This is a genomic window from Pseudomonas sp. DL (assembly GCF_047199225.1).
In the GTDB taxonomy this organism is placed as follows: Bacteria; Pseudomonadota; Gammaproteobacteria; order Pseudomonadales; family Pseudomonadaceae; genus Pseudomonas; species Pseudomonas aeruginosa.
This window is the reverse complement of sequence record NZ_CP178323.1, coordinates 5,796,216-5,814,831: the sequence shown is the minus strand read 5'-3', so window position 1 is coordinate 5,814,831 and position 18,616 is coordinate 5,796,216. Positions and strand designations below refer to the sequence as shown.

General features: G+C 64.2%; 14 protein-coding genes. 10 read left to right on the top strand and 4 right to left on the bottom strand.

Annotated features, from left to right (window positions below):
* Positions 1–96: 96 nt before the first annotated feature.
* The 6 genes from ACI766_RS27160 to wapR all read left to right on the top strand — a co-directional run bounded on the left by ACI766_RS27160 (position 97) and on the right by wapR (position 7,360).
* Positions 97–1,854: a carbamoyltransferase gene (locus ACI766_RS27160; RefSeq protein ID WP_003095766.1), complete on the top strand. Its 1,758-nt coding sequence runs from the start codon at positions 97–99 to the stop codon at positions 1,852–1,854.
* On the top strand, positions 1,838–2,974 hold the full coding sequence (locus tag ACI766_RS27155) for a glycosyltransferase (protein WP_003123596.1): 1,137 nt from the start codon (positions 1,838–1,840) through the stop codon (positions 2,972–2,974). The genes ACI766_RS27160 and ACI766_RS27155 overlap by 17 nt, the downstream gene beginning before the upstream one ends.
* Positions 2,968–3,864, top strand: coding sequence for an antimicrobial resistance protein Mig-14 (locus ACI766_RS27150; RefSeq protein WP_003146348.1), 897 nt, complete (start codon positions 2,968–2,970; stop codon positions 3,862–3,864). Before ACI766_RS27155 ends, ACI766_RS27150 begins: the two co-directional genes overlap by 7 nt.
* Before the next feature lie 3 nt (positions 3,865–3,867).
* Positions 3,868–5,286, top strand: coding sequence for a PIG-L deacetylase family protein (locus tag ACI766_RS27145; protein ID WP_003114549.1), 1,419 nt, complete (start codon positions 3,868–3,870; stop codon positions 5,284–5,286).
* Between the two features lie 72 nt (positions 5,287–5,358).
* Positions 5,359–6,315, top strand: coding sequence for a glycosyltransferase (locus ACI766_RS27140; protein ID WP_023086705.1), 957 nt, complete (start codon positions 5,359–5,361; stop codon positions 6,313–6,315).
* Between the two features lie 160 nt (positions 6,316–6,475).
* Positions 6,476–7,360: an alpha-1,3-rhamnosyltransferase gene (wapR, locus tag ACI766_RS27135; protein ID WP_023086704.1), complete on the top strand. Its 885-nt coding sequence runs from the start codon at positions 6,476–6,478 to the stop codon at positions 7,358–7,360.
* Between the two features lie 18 nt (positions 7,361–7,378).
* On the opposite strand, the gene waaL is transcribed toward wapR, so the two are convergent.
* Together waaL and ACI766_RS27125 are read right to left on the bottom strand one after the other, a co-directional pair.
* On the bottom strand, positions 7,379–8,584 hold the full coding sequence (gene waaL / locus ACI766_RS27130) for an O-antigen ligase WaaL (protein WP_412828482.1): 1,206 nt from the start codon (positions 8,582–8,584) through the stop codon (positions 7,379–7,381).
* Between the two features lie 7 nt (positions 8,585–8,591).
* The gene (locus ACI766_RS27125) at positions 8,592–9,242 is read right to left on the bottom strand and encodes a hypothetical protein (protein WP_003114545.1); all 651 of its coding nucleotides are present in this window, start codon (positions 9,240–9,242) and stop codon (positions 8,592–8,594) included.
* Between the two features lie 107 nt (positions 9,243–9,349).
* Between ACI766_RS27125 and msbA the strand changes: the two genes are divergently transcribed.
* Both msbA and hldE read left to right on the top strand, forming a co-directional pair.
* On the top strand, positions 9,350–11,161 hold the full coding sequence (gene msbA / locus ACI766_RS27120; RefSeq protein WP_003114544.1) for a lipid A export permease/ATP-binding protein MsbA: 1,812 nt from the start codon (positions 9,350–9,352) through the stop codon (positions 11,159–11,161).
* A 40-nt stretch (positions 11,162–11,201) separates the two neighbouring features.
* Positions 11,202–12,623 (top strand): bifunctional D-glycero-beta-D-manno-heptose-7-phosphate kinase/D-glycero-beta-D-manno-heptose 1-phosphate adenylyltransferase HldE, encoded by a 1,422-nt coding sequence (gene hldE / locus ACI766_RS27115; RefSeq protein WP_003123589.1) that lies wholly within the window; start codon positions 11,202–11,204, stop codon positions 12,621–12,623.
* Positions 12,624–12,677: 54 nt separating this feature from the next.
* Here hldE and asnB read toward each other — a convergent pair whose 3' ends face one another.
* Positions 12,678–14,576 carry an asparagine synthase (glutamine-hydrolyzing) gene (gene asnB, locus ACI766_RS27110; protein ID WP_003121175.1) on the bottom strand — a complete coding sequence of 633 codons (1,899 nt, stop codon included), beginning with the start codon at positions 14,574–14,576 and terminating at the stop codon, positions 12,678–12,680.
* 517 nt (positions 14,577–15,093) lie between these two features.
* On the opposite strand from asnB, the gene ACI766_RS27105 reads away from it, so the two are divergent.
* Positions 15,094–16,383, top strand: a complete 1,290-nt coding sequence (locus tag ACI766_RS27105) for an acyl-CoA dehydrogenase family protein (protein WP_003123588.1) — start codon at positions 15,094–15,096, stop codon at positions 16,381–16,383.
* 48 nt (positions 16,384–16,431) lie between these two features.
* A complete protein-coding gene (locus ACI766_RS27100) occupies positions 16,432–17,640 on the top strand; it encodes an acyl-CoA dehydrogenase family protein (RefSeq protein ID WP_003095742.1) in 1,209 nt (402 codons plus the stop codon).
* A 24-nt stretch (positions 17,641–17,664) separates the two neighbouring features.
* Here ACI766_RS27100 and ACI766_RS27095 read toward each other — a convergent pair whose 3' ends face one another.
* The gene (locus tag ACI766_RS27095) at positions 17,665–18,585 is read right to left on the bottom strand and encodes a hypothetical protein (RefSeq protein WP_003114542.1); all 921 of its coding nucleotides are present in this window, start codon (positions 18,583–18,585) and stop codon (positions 17,665–17,667) included.
* Between the last annotated feature and the right edge of the window lie 31 nt (positions 18,586–18,616).

Below are 18,616 nucleotides of genomic sequence, written 5' to 3'. Positions count from 1 at the left end.
GCGACGACCACCGCCTGCGGCGGTCGACGAGTTAAACGAAAGCCGCGGTTGTCGGTCCCACTCCGCAACCGCGAGCTGCTTTGAAGAGGTTCTACCGTGGCATTGACCGTCCTAGGCCTGTCTGGCGCCGTAAGCCATGACCCGTCCGCCGCCCTGTACATCGACGGCAAGCTGGTCGCGGCCGTCGAGGAAGAGCGCTTCGTGCGCGACAAGCACGCGAAGAACCGCATGCCCTACGAATCGGCGAAGTTCTGCCTGGAGCAGGCAGGGATCGAGCCGGCCGATGTCGACGTGGTGGCGATTCCCTTCGCTCCCATCAGCATCATGGAAAAGGCCCGCTGGCACTACGCCAAGCGCTACGCCTACGCGCCGGATCGCGCGCTGGATGCGATCCTGCTCGGCAACCGCCGCTACAAGCGTTACTACAAGCGCATCGAGTGGTGCCTGCAACAACTCGGCTTCGACCTGAAGAAAATCAAGATCCAGCCGGTCGAGCACCACCTTGCCCACGCCTCCAGTGCCTACCATTGCTCGGGGTTCAAGGAAAAGACCGCGATCCTCGGCATCGACGGCAAGGGCGAATACGCCACCACTTTCTTCGGCTGGGGCGAGAACGGTCGGATCCACAAGATCAAGGAGTTCTACGATCCGGATTCGCTGGGCGGCCTGTACGGCGCGATCACCGAGTACCTCGGCTTCGACATGCTCGACGGCGAGTTCAAGGTCATGGGCATGGCGCCCTACGGTGACGCCAGCAAGTACGATTTCTCCCGTCTCGCCAAGTTCGAGAACGGCGAACTGGTGATCAACACCGATTATGCCAACGTCATCGGCTTCCGCCGCTACAAGGAGAAAGGCAAGGGCTACTACTTCTCGCCCAAGCTGATCGAGTGGCTGGGGCCCAAGCGCGAAGGCGACATCGCTGACGATCCCTACATCCATTACGCCGCGAGCATCCAGGCGCTGTTCGAGAAGCTCGCGCTGGAGATGATGGACTACTACCTCGGCGATATCATCCGCGAGACCGGCAAGGTCGCTTTCGCCGGCGGCTGCGCGCTGAACGTCAAGCTCAACCAGAAGATCATCTCGCGCCCCGAAGTGAAGGAGCTGTTCGTCCAGCCGGCGGCCAGCGACGCCGGCACCGCGGTCGGCGCGGCGGCCTACGTGTCGCACCAGCGCGGCGTGCCGGTGGAGAAGATGGAGCACGTCTACCTCGGCCCGGAGTATTCCAACGAGGACGTCATCGCCGCCTGCGCCCGTCACGAGGCCAGGCCGCAGTGGCAGAAGATCGACAACCGCAGCCGGCGTATCGGCAGGATCCTTGCCGACGGCAACCCGGTGGCCTGGTTCCAGGGACGCATGGAGTTCGGTCCGCGTGCCCTCGGTGGCCGCTCCATTCTCGGCTGCCCGAGCGTGCCGGGCGTGGCCGACCGGATCAATGCGCAGATCAAGTTCCGCGAGCGCTGGCGGCCCTTCTGCCCGTCGATGCTGGATACCGTCGGCCCGCAGATGTTCAAGATCGACCACCCGGCCCCGTTCATGACCTTCACCTTCGAAGTCAACGAAGAGTGGAAGGAGCGAGTGCCGGAAGTGGTGCACGAAGACGGTACCTCCCGCGCCCAGGTGCTGAAGCGCGAGTACAACCCGCGCTACTACGACCTGATGAAGGAACTGGAGAACCTCACCGGCAACGGCGTGGCCCTGAACACTTCGCTCAATCGCCGTGGCGAACCGATGATCTGCTCGCCGACCGACGCCCTGAACATGTTCTTCGGCTCCGATCTGCAGTACCTGATCATGGAGGACATCCTGGTCGTGAAGGAGGGCGTGGACTGGTATGACTCGGTCGGCTGAACCTCGCGTCCTGCAGTTCTGTCACGGCTACGACGGGCCTTTCCTCGACTGTGCCCGTCAGTACGCCAGCCTGTTCGCCGGAACCCCGTACAAGGTCACCACGGTGTTCCTCACCGGGCGTTCCGATCCTGAGGTGGCGGCGCGTTGCGCCTCCGACGAGGTACTGTTCCTCGAGTACGGCTCCAGGGACATCCGTGGCCTCAAGCTGAAGGCGATCCGCGACTTGCGCGAGATCGCCCGTTCGCGCGACTTCCGCTTCTGCATCGCGCACCGCTTCAAGCCGATCTGGATCGCCAGCCTGGCCACTCGTCTGCCGATCGTTGGCGTGCACCACGCCTTCGGCGATTACCAGCGGTTGTCGCGCAAGGTCTTCGCCGGCCTGATGAGCAAGCGCCTGAGCCTGCTGGCGGTGTCCGACGCGGTGCGCGACGATATCCGCCGTTGCCTGCCGAAGTGGCCGGCGGAGCGGATCGAGACGCTCTACAACCGCATCGACGTCGCTGCGCTGCAGGCCGAGCAGGTCGAGCGCCTGAGTGCGCGCCGGCAACTGCGCCTGCCCGACGAGGCCTGGGTGGTCGGCAACGTCGGCCGCCTGCATCCGGACAAGGACCAGGCTACCCTGCTGCGCGGCTTTGCCGCCGCGCTGCCGCGCCTGCCGCAGAACAGCCTGCTGGCAATCCTCGGCAGCGGCCGCCTGGAAGAGCAGCTCAAGGACCTGGCCTGCGAACTGGGTATCGGCGAGCGCGTGCTGTTCCTCGGCCAGGTCGAAGAGGCACGGCGCTACTTCAAGGCGTTCGACGCCTTCGCCCTGAGTTCCGACCACGAGCCGTTCGGCATGGTCCTGCTGGAGGCCATGGTCGCCGGTGTACCGCTGATCGCCACCGCCTGTGGCGGCGCCCGCGAAGTGGTGGAAGGGGTCGGCATCCTCTTCCCGCTGGGCGACGAGGCGGCCCTGGCCGAGGGCCTGACCCACCTGGCGGCGCTTGACCGCCGCCAGCGCGAGGCCTGTGCGCGGCTCATGCTCGAGCGCCTGGAGACACGCTTCTCCGACGCTGCGGTGCGCCGCGAATTCTGGCGCCTGCCGACGATTGCCGGCTTCGCTTCGGAGTCTGCATGCTGAACAGGTTGCGCGCCTTCCGCGAACGCGGTTGGCGCGAAGTGGACGCGCCGACCTACGCCCAGGCCTGGCAGCGTTTCGGCGGCAGCGTCGCGACCCACCCGCTGGTGGTCGAGCAACTCGCCGAAATGGCTGGAATCCCGGTGCGTTACCTGGGTTGGGAGAGCGCTGGCGAACTGGTTGCGGCGATCCCGACCTGGGGCCGCCACCTGGCGTTGTCCAAGGACGTGCTCAAGCGGCGCGGCAAGAAGGGCCTGTACGACCTGGGCAACGCCGAACTGATCCTGCCGGTGGCCGACGATGCCCGCATCGCCCTCCGCCATGCGGGACGCTACCTGTCGGCGCTGCATGAGCGGAACATCGTCACGCTGCGCCCTCAGACCGAGCAACTGGCTTTCGCTCGTGCTCCCGAGGATTTCTCCAAGAAGTTCCGCTATAACCAGCGGCGCGAAGTGCGCCTGGTGGAGGAGGCTGGTGGCCAGGTGCGCCAGGCAGACAGCTTCGCCCCGGCCGAGTTCGCTGCCATCTATCTTGAACTGTTCCAGCGTCGCTGGGGTTTCCCGGCCACCGGCGCGGAGCGCATGGCCGAGGTCTTCGAACGGCTGCGCGAATTGCTGCGCGGCTCGGTCCTGCTGCTCAACGACCAGCCCATCGCGGTCCAGGTACTGTATCGCGCCGAAGCGCCGGGCTGGCTCAGCGTCGAGTACATCAACGGCGGCGTCGATCCGCAGACCCGCGAGTTCAGCCCTGGCAGCGTGCTCAGTTACCTGAACACCCAGGCCGCCTGGGAGGATGCGCGAGCGCTGGGCAAACCCCTGCGCTATTCGTTCGGTCGCGCCGACCGCGAATACAAGGATCGCTGGTGCCATCCTTCTCCGGTCTTCCAGGTCTGAAGCATGAGCGCACGCAAGCAGCAGTTGCTCAAGCGTCATCGACGCAACAAGCGGATCGGCCTACTGGTTGCGCTGCTGGCATTGCTGGCCGTCGGTCTGCTGGTCAGCCCCTGGTTGTTGCCGATCCTCCTCGTGGCCCTGTGGGTCGCCCACGAAGCCTGGTTCGCTGATCACCTGTTCTATTCGCCGGGCGAGGACTACCGCTACCGTTTCGCGGAAGGGGTCGAGTCGCTGCCGGTACGCCTGGCGGATGGCCGTCTGCGAGTCGACGGTGAGCTGCGCGAAGGCGATACGCTGGTGCTTGGCATCGGCGTGCGCGCTGGCTGGCTGGGGCGCTTCCTCGAACCCTCGGTGCTGCTGGAAGGTGGCGCGGAGGCCGATGCCCAGGCTTTCGAACGTGGGGTGAACGGCTTGCGCTACCTGAACCTGACGGGACTGGCCGGGCCGCTGGGCGAGGGCCGGATTCGCCTGCGCGGCCGGCATTGCCGGCTGGTCGGCGAACCGACCCTGTGGCGTGCGCGCCATCCCGACTACCGTGATCGGCGGGTGATGGTCATCGCTCCGCATGCCGACGACGCCGAGCTGGCCGCCTTCGGCCTCTACAGCCAGGCTCGCGAGGCCTGGATCGTGACCCTGACCGCCGGCGAGATCGAAACCGAGCATTACCGCCGCATGGGCCTCGACGGAATAGCTGCGGCGCGCCTGAAGGGCCGCCTGCGCGCCTGGGATAGCCAGGCCGTGCCGACGTGGGGTGGGGTGCCGGCCGAGCGCTGCGTGCAACTGGGTTATTTCTGCCTGCAATTGCCTGCCATGCAGGCGAACCCGGGCGAGGTGGTGCCGTCCCGTGAGGCCGATCTCGCCGATATCCGTCCGTTCCGCCAGTTCAACCGCCTGCGCCTGGCCAGCGATGCCGATGGCCTGTCGACCTGGAACAATCTGCTGGCCGATCTCCGCGAGCTGATCCTGCTGGCACGTCCCGAGGTCATCGTCCTGCCTCATCCGCATTTCGATCCGCACCCGGACCATGTCCGCGCCCAGGAGGCTGTGCGCGAGGCGCTCCAGGGCCTGGACTGGCAGCCGCAGGCATTGTTGCACTATGCCAATCACCTGCACGACAACGATCGCTGGCCGATGGGCGATGCGCACATGGGGGTCAGCCTGCCACCGCTGACCGAAGAATGCTCGCCGCTGCTGCCATGGACGCTGGCGCTGGAGCGCACGCGCCAGGTGGACAAGGCCATGGCCTTGGGCATGATGCACGACCTGCAACCCAGGCCGCCGTTCAAGCGCCGTCTGCGCCGCCGTCTGCAGGGCTGGCTCGCCGGGCGTCGCTGGCCGGCATACGGCGAGGACGAGTTCATGCGCAAGGCGGTGCGTCGGCACGAGTTGTTCTGGGTGGAGTCGCTGGATGGGGAGGCGTGATGCTTGGGTCGAGCGTTCGGCAAGGTTCGAGCCGCCATGCTGCTTCGGAGAAGCCGCGAGGATGAAGGTCTGATGAAAGTTCTGTTTCTGGTCCAGAAAGAGCAGCGCGCGATCCTGGATCGCCTGTACGACGGCATCGCCGCCCATTGCGAGTGCGATACCCGCTGGCTGAGCAGCGAGGAGCAGGCCGACCTGCGCGGCTACTTCCGCAAGCACGTGGATGTCTCGCGCTACGACCGCATCCTGTTCTTCCTCCGTTTCAAGAAGGAAATGCGCCAGGTCCGCTTCATCCGCAGCGTGCCCAACCTGGTGATCCTCGAGCACGATGCCTACCAGAACTACATTCCCTGCAAGTACACCGGCAAGTTCAGCGCCCATTACCGGCGCCTGCCCTGGGCACGGGTGATCAGTTCGGGCCATACGGTCAGCGAACGCCTGCGCCAGGAGGGATTCGACGCGGTATTCGTGCCCAAGGGCTACGACCAGACCCTGTTGCATGACCTCGGCCTGGCGCGCGATATCGAGCTGGGCTTCGTCGGCAGTACCGGCAGCGTGGCCTACAGTGGACGCAAGGCGCTGCTCGACGAGTTGGGCGGAGTGGAGAACCTGCTGGTGACCAAGACCAAGTCCGGCGAGGAGTACCTGCGCACGCTCAACCGCATCCGTTTCTTCGTCAGCGCGGATGTCGGCATGGGCGAATACATGATCAAGAATTTCGAGGCGATGGCCTGCGGTTGCGTACTGCTGGCCTACGACCAGGGCGAGCGGGAAAACGAGGCCTTGGGTTTCCGGGACATGGAGAATATCGTGCTGTATCGCTCGGTGGCGGACATCCAGGAAAAGCTCGCGATCCTGCGCCTCGATACGGCTCTCGCCGAGCGGATCGCGCGAAGCGGCCAGGCGCTGGCCATCGAACGATTCAGCTTCGCCGCTGTCGGTCAGAGTATCGTCGAGGCCATGCGGCCCGCGTTGCGCGAGCCGGAGCGTCCCGAATGGCTGGAGAAGACCTGGCGACGTATTTTTACCTGAGAGTAGCAGCCGAAAAGAGCTGGGGCTTCAGGCGTGTTTGCTATTGTTCAGCTTGTTTTTCCGGGCTGGGGGGAGGTGTAGGACCGATGAAGATCGCAGGATCGCTCATGCATGTCTGGCGCTTTGAATGGGGACGTGAAGGACAGATAAGGTTGTAGCTATGGCGCTCGTCGATGATGGTTCGCAGCCATTGGTTTCCGTGATCATCGCTTCCTATAACCACGAAAAGTATATAGAAGCGAGCATCGCCAGCGTGGCTGCGCAGACATACCGCAACGTGGAACTGCTGGTGGTGGACGATGGTTCCAGCGATGGCAGCGTCGAGCTTTTGCGCGGGCTCCAGGCGAAGTACGGCTTCGACCTCAGGGTCCAGCAGAACCAGGGACTGTCGAGAACGCTCAACGAGGCGATCGCCAGGGCCCGGGGAAATCTCATCGTGCCTTTCGGTTCGGACGACATCATGTTGCCGCAACGCCTGGAGAAACAGGTGGCACACATGTGGAACAAGCCCGAGGTAGGTATCTGCGCGGGCAATATCGAGATCATCGACTCCAATGGCCGGGTCATGCCGGGAAAGGAGCAGCGCAAACGCGACCTGCCTTTCCGCCGTCTCGACTTCGATGACCTGTTCCTGGACCGCAAGCCGGGCCCGATGGCGCCCACCCTGATGTTCCGGCGGGAAGCCCTGGAGAAGGTCGGCGGTTTCGATCCGGACATACGCCTGGAAGATGTCTACATCGAACTGGCGGTAACCAAGGCTGGCTACGTCATCGACATTCTTGGCGAGGTCCTCGCCCAGTACCGCAAGCATCCCACCAATACGTACAAGAACGCCCGTTTCATGGTGGACAACGTATTCAAGACGTACAGCCAGTTCAGCGATCACCCCGATTACGAGCAGGTGATCATGCGCTTCCGCAATTCGATGTTCCTCAAGTGCTCGAACCGGGACAAGGTACTGGCCCGGGAGCTGCTCTCCGGCTTGCCGCTGAAGTACTGGAACGAGAAGACCTTCCGCGGCATTGCGCGGCTGTTTTTCTCCTGATCGCTGATATCGCCGCACTCAAGGCGCGGCGATATCCTCACCGCGCCTGCTGGCGGCGAACCTTTGCTGGATCCACAGCGCATACAGCAGCGCCATGGGAATCCAGATCAGGAACCAGTGTTCCTTGGGACGGGGCAGGAAGGCGTTGCCCTCCGTGAGTCCGGCTGCCAGGCCGAACACCAGCCAGGTCGAGGCTAGCAGAACGGCTGGAGACTTCCGGTTTTTCCAGGAGAAGCCGAAGGCCAGTGCGTAGATCGCTACCCACAGCAGGAGCCCGATGATCCCTCCAGCGAAAAGCACACCCAGTTCGATGTTGTGCGGGTCGGCGAGCAGCATGCCGTTGCTCAGGACGATTCGCATCGGATGATCGTAGCCGTGTCCGAGCCATGGATGCTCGCTGATCTGGCGTAGGGCGTCGGCCCAGATTTCCGGGCGGAACGATGCCCCTCTCTGGGTGATCACTTCCGGGTACAGGATGTAGCCCAGTAGCGCTCCAGCCAGGGCGAGTGCCAGGGCGATGAGGGCTTTTTTCCTGTCTCCGGCCAGGACCAGCCACATAAGGGCCGCTGTGAGCCCTACCAGGGGAGTACGTGAACCGGTCGCGATGAGAAGGGCACCGAGCAGCGCCAGAGATATCAGTGGCAAGGGGGCCAGGATGGGGCGGGATTGCATCCAATAGGCCAGCCAGAGTGCCGTGAAGGCGCCATAGACATGGGCGCTCAGTAATGGGTTATAGAGAGCGCCATAACCGGTAAGGCGCAGCGGGTTGGCGTCCCAGTAGTATTGCAGCAAGGTGGCTGCCGCGGAGATCACCGCGCCAAGGGCTGCCAGCCAGGTCGCGGTCTTGAGGCGGAGGGGAGCTTCGAGCGCCAGGATGGCGGCGCAGAAGAACAGGAGGGCGATGTACAGGGGGCGCTTGAGCAGCGAGCCGGTGGAGTTCTCGGGGGTCGACCAGGACAGGCTCAGCATCATGTAGCTGCTGAAGGCGAGGAAGGCGATGAACAGCGGCGAGCCCGTTAGCGGGCGAAGCAGACGCGGTTGCAGTATCACGTACAGCAGCGTCGGGGCTGCAAGCAGGATGTAGAAGAGGCGATGGTAGTCGGAGCGGTCGCCGACCCAGAACATTCCGGTGAGCAGGGCCAGCCAGCCCAGCGGCAGGATCCAGTGGCTGAGGATGCGGCTGGTATCGTGGCGAAGACGGGTCAGTCGGGTAGCTGCGAACATTCCTTGCTCAATCCAGTTGCAGTTGCTTGAGGAGCTGCTCGAGTGTCCAGTGGACCTGGCTGCTGCGGAGATAGGCCTTGAGCACCAGGTGCTCGCTGTCGTCGAGGAACCAGGTTCGATCCTGTTCGTAGCGCAGCAGGTGCTTGAAATTGCGAATGCGCTGGGCGGCGCTGAGCGCCGAGCGCTGGACCCGCAGGTCGGCGATGTCGATCAGGCCCATCCGGCCTTCCGGCGTGCGCACCACGTTGCCCAGGTGCAGCGAGCGGAAGTACACCCCCTTGGCGTGCAGCGCTGCGATCAGCTCGCCCAGTTGCGTCCGGACTGCGTCGCCGCACTCCGGGTCGTTGCGGTCGAGTTGGCGGAGGGTCTGCCCCGGTAGCGGCTCGTAGTGCACCGCGTCGCGCTGGATATGTGGGATCCGCAGTACGTCCAGCACCTTCGGGCAGACGATGCCGCGCCGCGCCAGTTCGCTGGCATTGCGGGCGAAGCGCTCCGCATAGGGGAACAGGGCTGCGGAGGAAATCAGGCGCTTGCGGCGAAACAGCTTGAGGAAGGACCCGTCGCGCAGACGCAGTACCTTGTCCCCATGACCATCGGCTTCCAGCACTTCTGCGTTGTCACGCAACTGCAAGTAGGAGGGGTAGTCTATGACTCGCATGCGAGCTCCTGAACGAACGGCCCGCCATCTTACCCCAACACGCCTTCCAGGCGGAGTGATGGAGGTCCTGTGCTACACTCCGGGACCTTTTCAGCATGTAAGAAACCATGAGCGATAGTCCTCAGAATCCCGGACCTTCCAGTCTCAAGATCTATTTCCGCCTGTTGGGCTACGTGAAGCCCTACATCGGAATGTTCCTACTCAGCATCGTCGGTTTCCTGATCTTCGCCTCGACCCAGCCGATGCTGGCGGGCATCCTCAAGTATTTCGTCGACGGCCTCTCCAATCCTGACGCGGCATTGTTTCCGAATGTGCAGTGGCCCTGGTTGCGCGACTTGCACCTGGTCTACGCGGTGCCGTTGCTGATCATCCTGATCGCTGCCTGGCAGGGGCTGGGCTCGTTCCTCGGCAACTTCTTCCTCGCCAAGGTTTCCCTGGGGCTGGTGCATGACCTGCGGGTCGCCCTGTTCAACAAGCTGCTGGTGCTGCCGAACCGCTATTTCGACACGCACAGCTCCGGCCACCTGATCTCGCGCATCACCTTCAACGTGACCATGGTCACCGGAGCGGCCACGGATGCCATCAAGGTGGTGATCCGTGAGGGCCTGACCGTGGTCTTCCTGTTCCTCTACCTGCTGTGGATGAACTGGAAGCTGACCCTGGTGATGCTGGCGATCCTGCCGGTCATCGCGGTGATGGTGACTACCGCCAGCCGCAAGTTCCGCAAGCAGAGCAAGAAGATCCAGGTGGCCATGGGCGACGTCACCCACGTCGCCTCGGAAACCATCCAGGGCTACCGGGTAGTGCGCAGCTTCGGCGGCGAAGCCTATGAAGAGAAGCGCTTCCTCGACGCCAGCCAGAGCAATACCGACAAGCAGTTGCGGATGACCAAGACCGGCGCGGTCTACACGCCGATGCTGCAATTGGTGATCTACGTCGCCATGGCGATACTGATGTTCCTCGTGCTGTGGCTGCGCGGGGACGCCTCGGCCGGCGACCTAGTGGCCTATATCACCGCGGCGGGCCTGTTGCCCAAGCCGATCCGCCAGCTTTCCGAGGTCAGTTCCACGGTCCAGCGCGGCGTCGCCGGCGCCGAGAGCATCTTCGAGCAGCTCGACGAAGCGGCGGAGGAAGACCAGGGTACCGTCGAGAAGGAGCGGGTCAGCGGGCGCCTGGAAGTGCGCAACCTGAGCTTCCGTTATCCCGGAACCGACAAGCAGGTGCTGGATGACATCAGTTTCATCGCCGAGCCCGGGCAGATGATCGCCCTGGTCGGCCGTTCCGGTAGCGGCAAATCGACCCTGGCCAACCTGGTTCCGCGCTTTTACCAGCACAATGACGGCAAGATCCTCCTTGATGGCGTTGAAGTCGAGGATTATCGCCTGCGCAACCTGCGCCGCCACATCGCCCTGGTGACCCAGCAGGTCACGCTGTTCAACGACAGCGTGGCCAACAACATCGCCTACGGCGACCTGGCTGGCGCGCCGCGCGAGGAAATCGAGCGGGCGGCGAAGGCTGCCAACGCCAAGGAGTTCATCGACAACCTGCCGCAAGGCTTCGACACCGAGGTCGGCGAGAATGGCGTGCTGCTTTCCGGCGGCCAGCGCCAGCGTCTGGCGATCGCCCGGGCGCTGCTCAAGGACGCGCCCCTGCTGATCCTCGACGAGGCGACCTCGGCGCTGGACACCGAGTCGGAGCGGCATATCCAGGCGGCGCTGGACGAAGTGATGAAGGGGCGCACCACCCTGGTGATCGCCCACCGCCTGTCGACCATCGAGAAGGCCGACCTGATCCTGGTGATGGACCAGGGGCAGATCGTCGAGCGCGGCAGCCACGCCGAGCTGCTGGCGCAGAACGGCCATTATGCGCGGCTGCATGCGATGGGACTGGATGAGCAGGCGCCGGCGCCTGTCGGCTGATAAACTGGGCGTCTGCCCCGAGAGGTTGTTTGGAGTTCCCATGAAGTTGTCCATGCCCCGTTTCGACCAGGCCCCGGTGTTGGTGGTCGGTGATGTGATGCTCGACCGCTACTGGCATGGCGCGACTTCGCGCATTTCGCCGGAGGCCCCGGTGCCGGTGGTCCGCGTCGAACAGCACGAGGACCGCCCCGGCGGCGCCGCCAACGTCGCGCTGAACATCGCCGCGCTGGGCGCGCAGGCCTTGCTGGTCGGCGTCACCGGCCGCGACGAGGCCGCCGACAGCCTGGCCAACAGCCTCAAGGCCGCTGGAGTGGACGCGCGCTTCCAGCGCATCGATAGCCAGCCGACCATCGTCAAGCTGCGGGTCATGAGTCGCCACCAGCAACTGCTGCGGGTCGACTTCGAGGAACCGTTCCGCACCGACGCGGCGGCCCTGGCCGTGGACGTCGAGTCGCTGCTGGCCAAGGTCAAGGTGCTGGTGCTGTCCGACTACGGCAAGGGCGCGCTACAGAACCACCAGGTGCTGATCCAGGCGGCGCGGGCGCGCAACATTCCGGTACTGGCCGATCCCAAGGGCAAGGACTTCGCCATCTATCGCGGCGCCAGCCTGATCACCCCGAACCTGTCCGAATTCGAGACCATCGTCGGCCGTTGCGCCGACGAAGCCGAACTGGTCGCCAAGGGCCAGGCGCTGATGAGCGAACTCGACCTCGGTGCCTTGCTGGTGACCCGCGGCGAGCATGGCATGACCCTGCTCCGCCATGGCCAGCCGGCCCTGCACCTGCCGGCGCGGGCGCGGGAAGTGTTCGACGTCACCGGTGCCGGCGATACGGTCATCTCCACCCTGGCCGCGGCGCTTGCCGCCGGCGAGGAGCTGCCGTCCGCGGTGGGCCTGGCCAACCTGGCCGCCGGCATCGTGGTCGGCAAGCTGGGTACCGCGGCGATCAGCGCGCCCGAACTGCGTCGCGCGGTGCAGCGCGAGCAGGGTTCCGAGCGTGGCGTGCTGGGCCTGGAGCAATTGCTGCTGGCAATCGAAGACGCCCGCGCCCACGGCGAGAAGATCGTCTTCACCAATGGCTGCTTCGACATCCTTCACGCCGGCCACGTGACCTACCTCGAACAGGCGCGCGCCCAGGGCGACCGCCTGATCGTCGGGGTCAACGACGACGCCTCGGTCACTCGCCTGAAGGGCGTTGGCCGGCCGATCAACTCGGTGGACCGGCGCATGGCGGTACTCGCCGGGCTCGGCGCGGTGGACTGGGTGGTGAGCTTCGCCGAAGACACTCCCGAGCGCCTGCTCGAGCAGGTGCGTCCGGACGTGCTGGTCAAGGGCGGCGATTACGGCGTCGAGCAGGTGGTCGGCGCGCAGATCGTCAAGGCCTACGGCGGCGAGGTACGGGTGCTCGGCCTGGTGGAGAACAGCTCCACCACCGCCATCGTCGAGAAGATCCGCCAGCGCTGATTCCCGTTAGCAGGTTCTTCCCGCTTCACGCCGACCCCTGGCCCTGTGGCTGGATCATTGATGTTCCAGCCAAGCCTGGAACATCAATACATTCCAGAGCGGGCCTTGCCAGTTTCTTTTTCCGCTGAGATGCTCCTGCCAGGCTCGCCGAATCGGCTCCGGGCGCAGGTAGCCCTCGCGTCTCAAGCGTTCCTCAGCCAGGAGGCTTTCGGCCCACTCCCGCAACGGTCCCCGCAGCCAGGTGTCCAGAGGGATGGCGAATCCCATCTTGGGACGCTCGATCAGTTCCCGGGGAACGTGCTGGTAAAGAACCTGGCGCAGCAACCACTTGCCGTCGTTATTTCTGATCTTCAGGTTCAGTGGCATTTTCCAGGCGAGTTCGACCACGCGATGATCGAGGAGCGGGACGCGGGTTTCCAGGCTAGTGGCCATTGCGGCGCGGTCGACCTTCGCCAGTATGTCATCGGCCAGGTAGGTCCGGGTATCCATGGCCATCATCCATTGTTCGAAGCTTTCCATCTCGGGGAGGCTGTCAAGATTCCAAAAGACGGAAGCCGATTCCTCGCTGCCGATGACGAGGTTCGTAGGCTTCTTCCAGTGGCTGACCAGATCCTTGTAGAAGTCCTCTTCACTGGAAAACGCCATGAGACCGGCGAGCTTCTGAAGCTTGTCTCCTGGTGTGCGCAAACGGTACTTCGAGGGTAGCAAGGGGCTTGCGAGAGAGAACAGGCTGTCCCACATCGCCGGTGGCAGAGCGCTCAGCAGTTTTGCGAGCGTCATCCTGGCAACCAGTGGAAGCTGTTGCAACCTGTTCCATGCCTGGCATGCCGTGAGATAGCGATTGTAGCCGGCAAACAGTTCATCGCCACCATCGCCGGTGAGAGCGACCGTTACGGATTGCTTGGCCAGGCGACTGATCAGGTAGGTCGGTATCTGTGAGCTATCGGCGAAGGGCTCGCAGTAGATGCCGGGAAGACACGGCACCACCGCGAGTGCGTCTTCGGCCCTGACGTAAAGCTCGGTGTGCTGGGTGCCGAGATGCTGGGCGACAGCCTTGGCGTGTTCCGCTTCGTTGTAGCCGGGCTCGTCGAAGCCAATGGTGAACGTCTGTACGGGCCGGGAATGCCGAGCCTGCATAAGGGCCACGATTGTGCTGCTGTCGACGCCACCGCTAAGGAAGGCGCCAAGAGGTACGTCACTGAGCATTTGCGAAGTAACGCTGGCGGACAGTTGCCGGTGCAGGGCATCCACGGCCTCTGAGTCACTTCCCTGGAATGGCTGATGGATCCCTTGTGCGATGACCTTGCTCAGAGACCAGTAGGGGAGCGGATCCATGAGTTCACCTGGCGTAGCATTAGCCAGGTTCAATTGAATGTAATGCCCGGGCGGAAGTTTTTTTATACCTTTGTAGATGCTGTTGGGAGTGGGGCAATATCCAAAACGTAGAAATGCTGCAAGGCTGTCTCTGTCGATCTCTTTTTGGAACTCTGGGTGTACGGTCAGGGACTTTAACTCGGAGGAAAACAGGAAGCAGTTTCCCTGCCACCCATAATATAAAGGTTTTTCTCCTAGCCGGTCACGAATGAGGAAGATTTTACTCGTTTCTTTATCGAAAAGTGCGAGGGAAAACATGCCAGTGATATTGGATAGGGTTTTCTCCATACCCCAGACGGAGAAGCAGGCAAGCAGCGTCTCGGTGTCGGAATGCCCCCTCCAGGGATGCGGTCCGAGCAGGGCACGGAGTGCCAGATGATTGTAGATCTCCCCATTGAAGACTATGACGTACCGTCCGCATGCAGACGGCATGGGCTGATGTCCGGCCGTCGACAGGTCCTGTATGGCCAGGCGGCGGTGGCCGAGCGCCAGGCCGATGGAATGATCCAACCAATATCCTTTGTCATCGGGGCCACGATGAATGATCTTGTCCGTCATCTGGCCAATGATCTGTACCATTTGGGTCTTTTCAGTGTGTCTTTGGATAAATCCACTGATACCGCACATTTTCTTTACTCGTCGACGGGAATGGCTTGGGGATGACGCGGGAGGGGGATGGCAAGAAGTGGGATTGTATTTAAAGGTTTTACTTAGGGAAGAGGATAAGCCTGCAGTAATTTCATGCTTTTAAAGAAAATTCCTACCGATTGGTTTTGGTTTCGGCGGGTGGGATACCTCAGGTGACCGATATTCGTGATTATCCTTGCCCAATCTGAGAATTAAATGCCGTGGTCGTCGGGCAAGTCATCTTCAAAGCTTTAAAGAGTGTTAAGAAGTGTAAAGTCAGCGCGCGCCTTTCTGCTTTCCCTGAGTTTCCACGGCTAGAATCCGCTGTTCTGAGGGATGGCTTCCGGCAGAATGCCGACCTATCCGGGCAGGTGACTGGCTGGTCTGACAAGTTTTCCCGGCGAGACGGTCATAGGCGCTGCCCATGCGGCGGCGCATGATCCGGGCATCCCATCCTGCGTGGAGCAAGATGCCCATGAGCACCGATGTACAGGGCCGTGCCCTGGCTGTACTGAACCGTGTCGCCCAGGCCGACTGGCCGGATCGCTTCAATCTTCGCAAACCCTTCGAGAAACTGCTCTACAGCGGCAGCCGTACCGGCTTCCGCCTGGCCAGCGAGCGTTCGGCGAAGCAGGCGAAGGGACCGCGCAAGGCCGATCCGGACGGGTTGTTCGACCTGTCGTTCTCCGACGACCAGCAGATGCTGGTGGACATGCTCGAAGGCTTCGCCCTGGAGGTGTTGCGTCCGCTGGCTCATGACGCGGATGCCGAGGCCAGCCTGCCGGCGGAACTGCTCAACCAGGCGCTGGAGCTGGGCCTGACCCACTATGGGGTCGGCGAGGTGCACGGCGGCATGGCCGGTGAGCGCACCACGGTGACCACTGCCCTTATCGCCGAGGCCCTGGCCAAGGGCGACCTGACGCTGGCGGCGGCCCTGCTGGTGCCGTTGTCGGCGGCCAACTGCATCCGCCGCTGGGGCAGCCCCTCGCAGCAGGCGCAGTGGCTGCCGGCGTTCGTCAGCGAAGAGGGGGCGCCGCTCACCGCCATCGCGGTCAACGAGCCGAGTCTGCTGTTCGACCCGCAGAAACTGGCGACCCGCGCCCGGCGCAAGGGCAGTCACTACCTGCTTTCCGGAGAGAAATGCCTGGTCCTGCGCGGCCTGGAGGCCAGCCGCCTGATCGTCGCGGCGAAGACCGACGAGGGGCCTGCGCTGTTCCTGGTGGAAGCCTCCGCCAAGGGCGTCGAGCGACGTGCCGAGCCGGCGATGGGACTGAAGGCCGGCGGCACCGCCCGGTTGCGCCTGAAGAGCGTCAAGGTGCCGGCGGACAACCGCCTGGCCGCCGAGCATTTCGACTACCGGGCCTTCCTCGATCACGCGTCCCTGGCCTGGTGTGCCCTGGCGCTGGGCACCGGACAGGCGGCGCTGGACTACGTGATCGCCTACTGCAACGAGCGTGAGGCCTTCGGCGAGCCGATCAGCCATCGCCAGGGGGTCGCCTTCATGGTCGCCGACATCGCCATCGAACTGGACGCCATGCGCCTGATGGTCTGGCGCGCCTGCGCCCTGGCCGAGCGCGGCCAGCCGTTCCAGCGCGAGGCTTACCTGGCGCGGCTGCTGTGCGCCGAGAAGGCGATGAAGATCGGCACCGACGCGGTGCAGCTGCTCGGTGGCCACGGCTTCACCAAGGAGCATCCAGCCGAGCGCTGGTACCGCGACCTGCGCGCGGTAGCGCTGATGGCCGGCGGCCTGCACCTGTGAACCCGAGCGAGTGCGCGGTCCGCCGCGACGAGTGAACGAGGAATCGACATGTACCTGGAAACCCCGAAGAAATTCCGCAGCCTGGCCAACCAGGCGCATCAGGTCGCGGAAAACTATTTCCGGCCGATCTCGCGCAAGTACGACAAGGCCGAACACGCCTATCCGAAGGAGCTGGACCTGCTCGCGGCCTTGCTGGACGGCATGAACAGCGGCTCGCCCGAGGCTGTCGGTGCGACCTCGGCGAGCAAGCGCGCCGGCAAGCAGGTAGAGGAGGGTATCAAGAACGGCGGCAACCTGTCGGCGTTGCTCGGCGTGATGGAACTGTGCTGGGGCGACGTCGGCCTGCTCCTGGCCATGCCGCGCCAGGGGCTGGGCAACGCGGCGATCGCCGCGGTGGCCAACGAGGAGCAGTTGCAGCGCTTCGGCGGCACCTGGGCGGCAATGGCGATCACCGAGCCGGGCTGCGGCTCGGACTCGGCGGCGATCCGCACCACCGCGACCCAGGATGGCGACCACTATGTACTGAACGGCGAGAAGATTTTCGTCACTTCCGGCGAGCGGGCCGATGCCGTGGTGGTCTGGGCCACCCTGAACCGCAACCTGGGGCGGGCGGCGATCAAGTCCTTCGTGGTCGAGAAGGGCACGCCGGGGATGACCGTGACGCGCCTGGAGAAGAAGCTCGGGATCAAGGCTTCGGATACCGCTTCGATCAGTTTCAATGATTGCCGGGTGCCGGCCGCGAACCTGCTGGGCAACGCCGAGGTCGACGTGCAGAAGGGTTTCGCCGGGGTCATGGAGACCTTCGACAATACCCGCCCGCTGGTGGCCGGCATGGCTGTCGGGGTGGCCAAGGCGGCGTTGGACCGGACCCGCGAATTGCTGAAGAAGGCTGGCTGCAAGTTCGACTACAGGAAGCCGCTGCTGACCGTCAGCCACGCCGAGGCCACTCTCTATCGCCTGGAGGCGGAGTGGGAGGCAGCGCGCCTGTTGACCTTGAAGGCGGCATGGATGGCCGACAACAAGCTGCCCAACTCGAAGGAAGCGTCCATCGCCAAGGCCAAGGCTGGACGGGTGGCCAACGAGATCACCCTGAAGTGCGTGGAGCTGGCTGGCGCCCTCGGCTACGCCGAGGATGAGCTGTTGGAGAAGTGGGCGCGGGACTCGAAGATCCTCGACATCTTCGAGGGCACCCAGCAGATCCAGCTGCTCATCGTCGCTCGCCGCCTGCTCGGCAAGTCTTCCAGCCAGTTGAAGTAGAAAGGGCGGCAAAGCCCGCCCGGTTCAGGCGCTGGCGCGGTCGCGCCCACCGCCGGCCTGGTCGCCGTTGCTGGATGGCCACAGTGCCAGCCAGTCGCGGAAACGGATGCGTTCCTCATGCACCAGCCAGCCGTCCTGTACGGCAAAGCTCTCGGCCAACCACAGGCCGCGGGTGGCCGCAGGGCGCAACTGGCCCTTGCGCAGGGTGAACAGGTCGCCGGTGGGGCGCCCCTGGTCCAGCGGCAGCAGGTAGAGATCGGGGCGCCGACGGTCCAGACGCGCCACCAGCGGACCGCTCTCGAGCCGCTCGTCGACATGGTAGAGGCTCGGCTCGCGCGCATCGCGCGGCAGCTCCAGGCGCATGTCGTAGACCAGTTGCAGCGAGGCCGTGGGCAGGTGTACGTAGGCGCGCGGGCGCTCCAGCAAGCGCAGGCTGCCGGCTTGCACCGGACGGGCGGCGCCGGACAGCGGGGTGAGGACGAAGTGGCTGTTCTCCCGGTAGCGCAGCGAACCCTGGTAGGGCGTCGGCAGCCAGGTGTCGCCGAAGCGCCCGCCGAGCCAGCCGCCGGCGGTCTCCACCAGGCATTCCTCGGCGACTTCCTGGATCGCCGTGAGCAACGGCAGGTTCAGTTCGTGGGCCGGTACGTAGCCGGAGATCAGCTTGAGCACGGTATCGCCGCGGTCCAGCCGGCGCTGACGGACCAGCACCCAGTAGTCGCGGCCCTGCCAGTTCAGGGTCAAGCGCACCGAGACCCCCAGGTTGGCCAGCTCGGCGACGAAGCGCTGCGGGTCGGCTACCTCCATGCGGCGGCGGCGTACGAGCATCTGCTGGAAGTTCAGCGGCAGGCCGAGGGCCTGGTAGACCAGCCCGTCCGGGGAGGCCTCCACCAGCAGCGGCAGGGTCTTGAAGGCGGACGGATCCTTGCGGGCGAGCATACGGGGCATACGGGGCTCCTTGTCGGGTCATCGCGCCGGG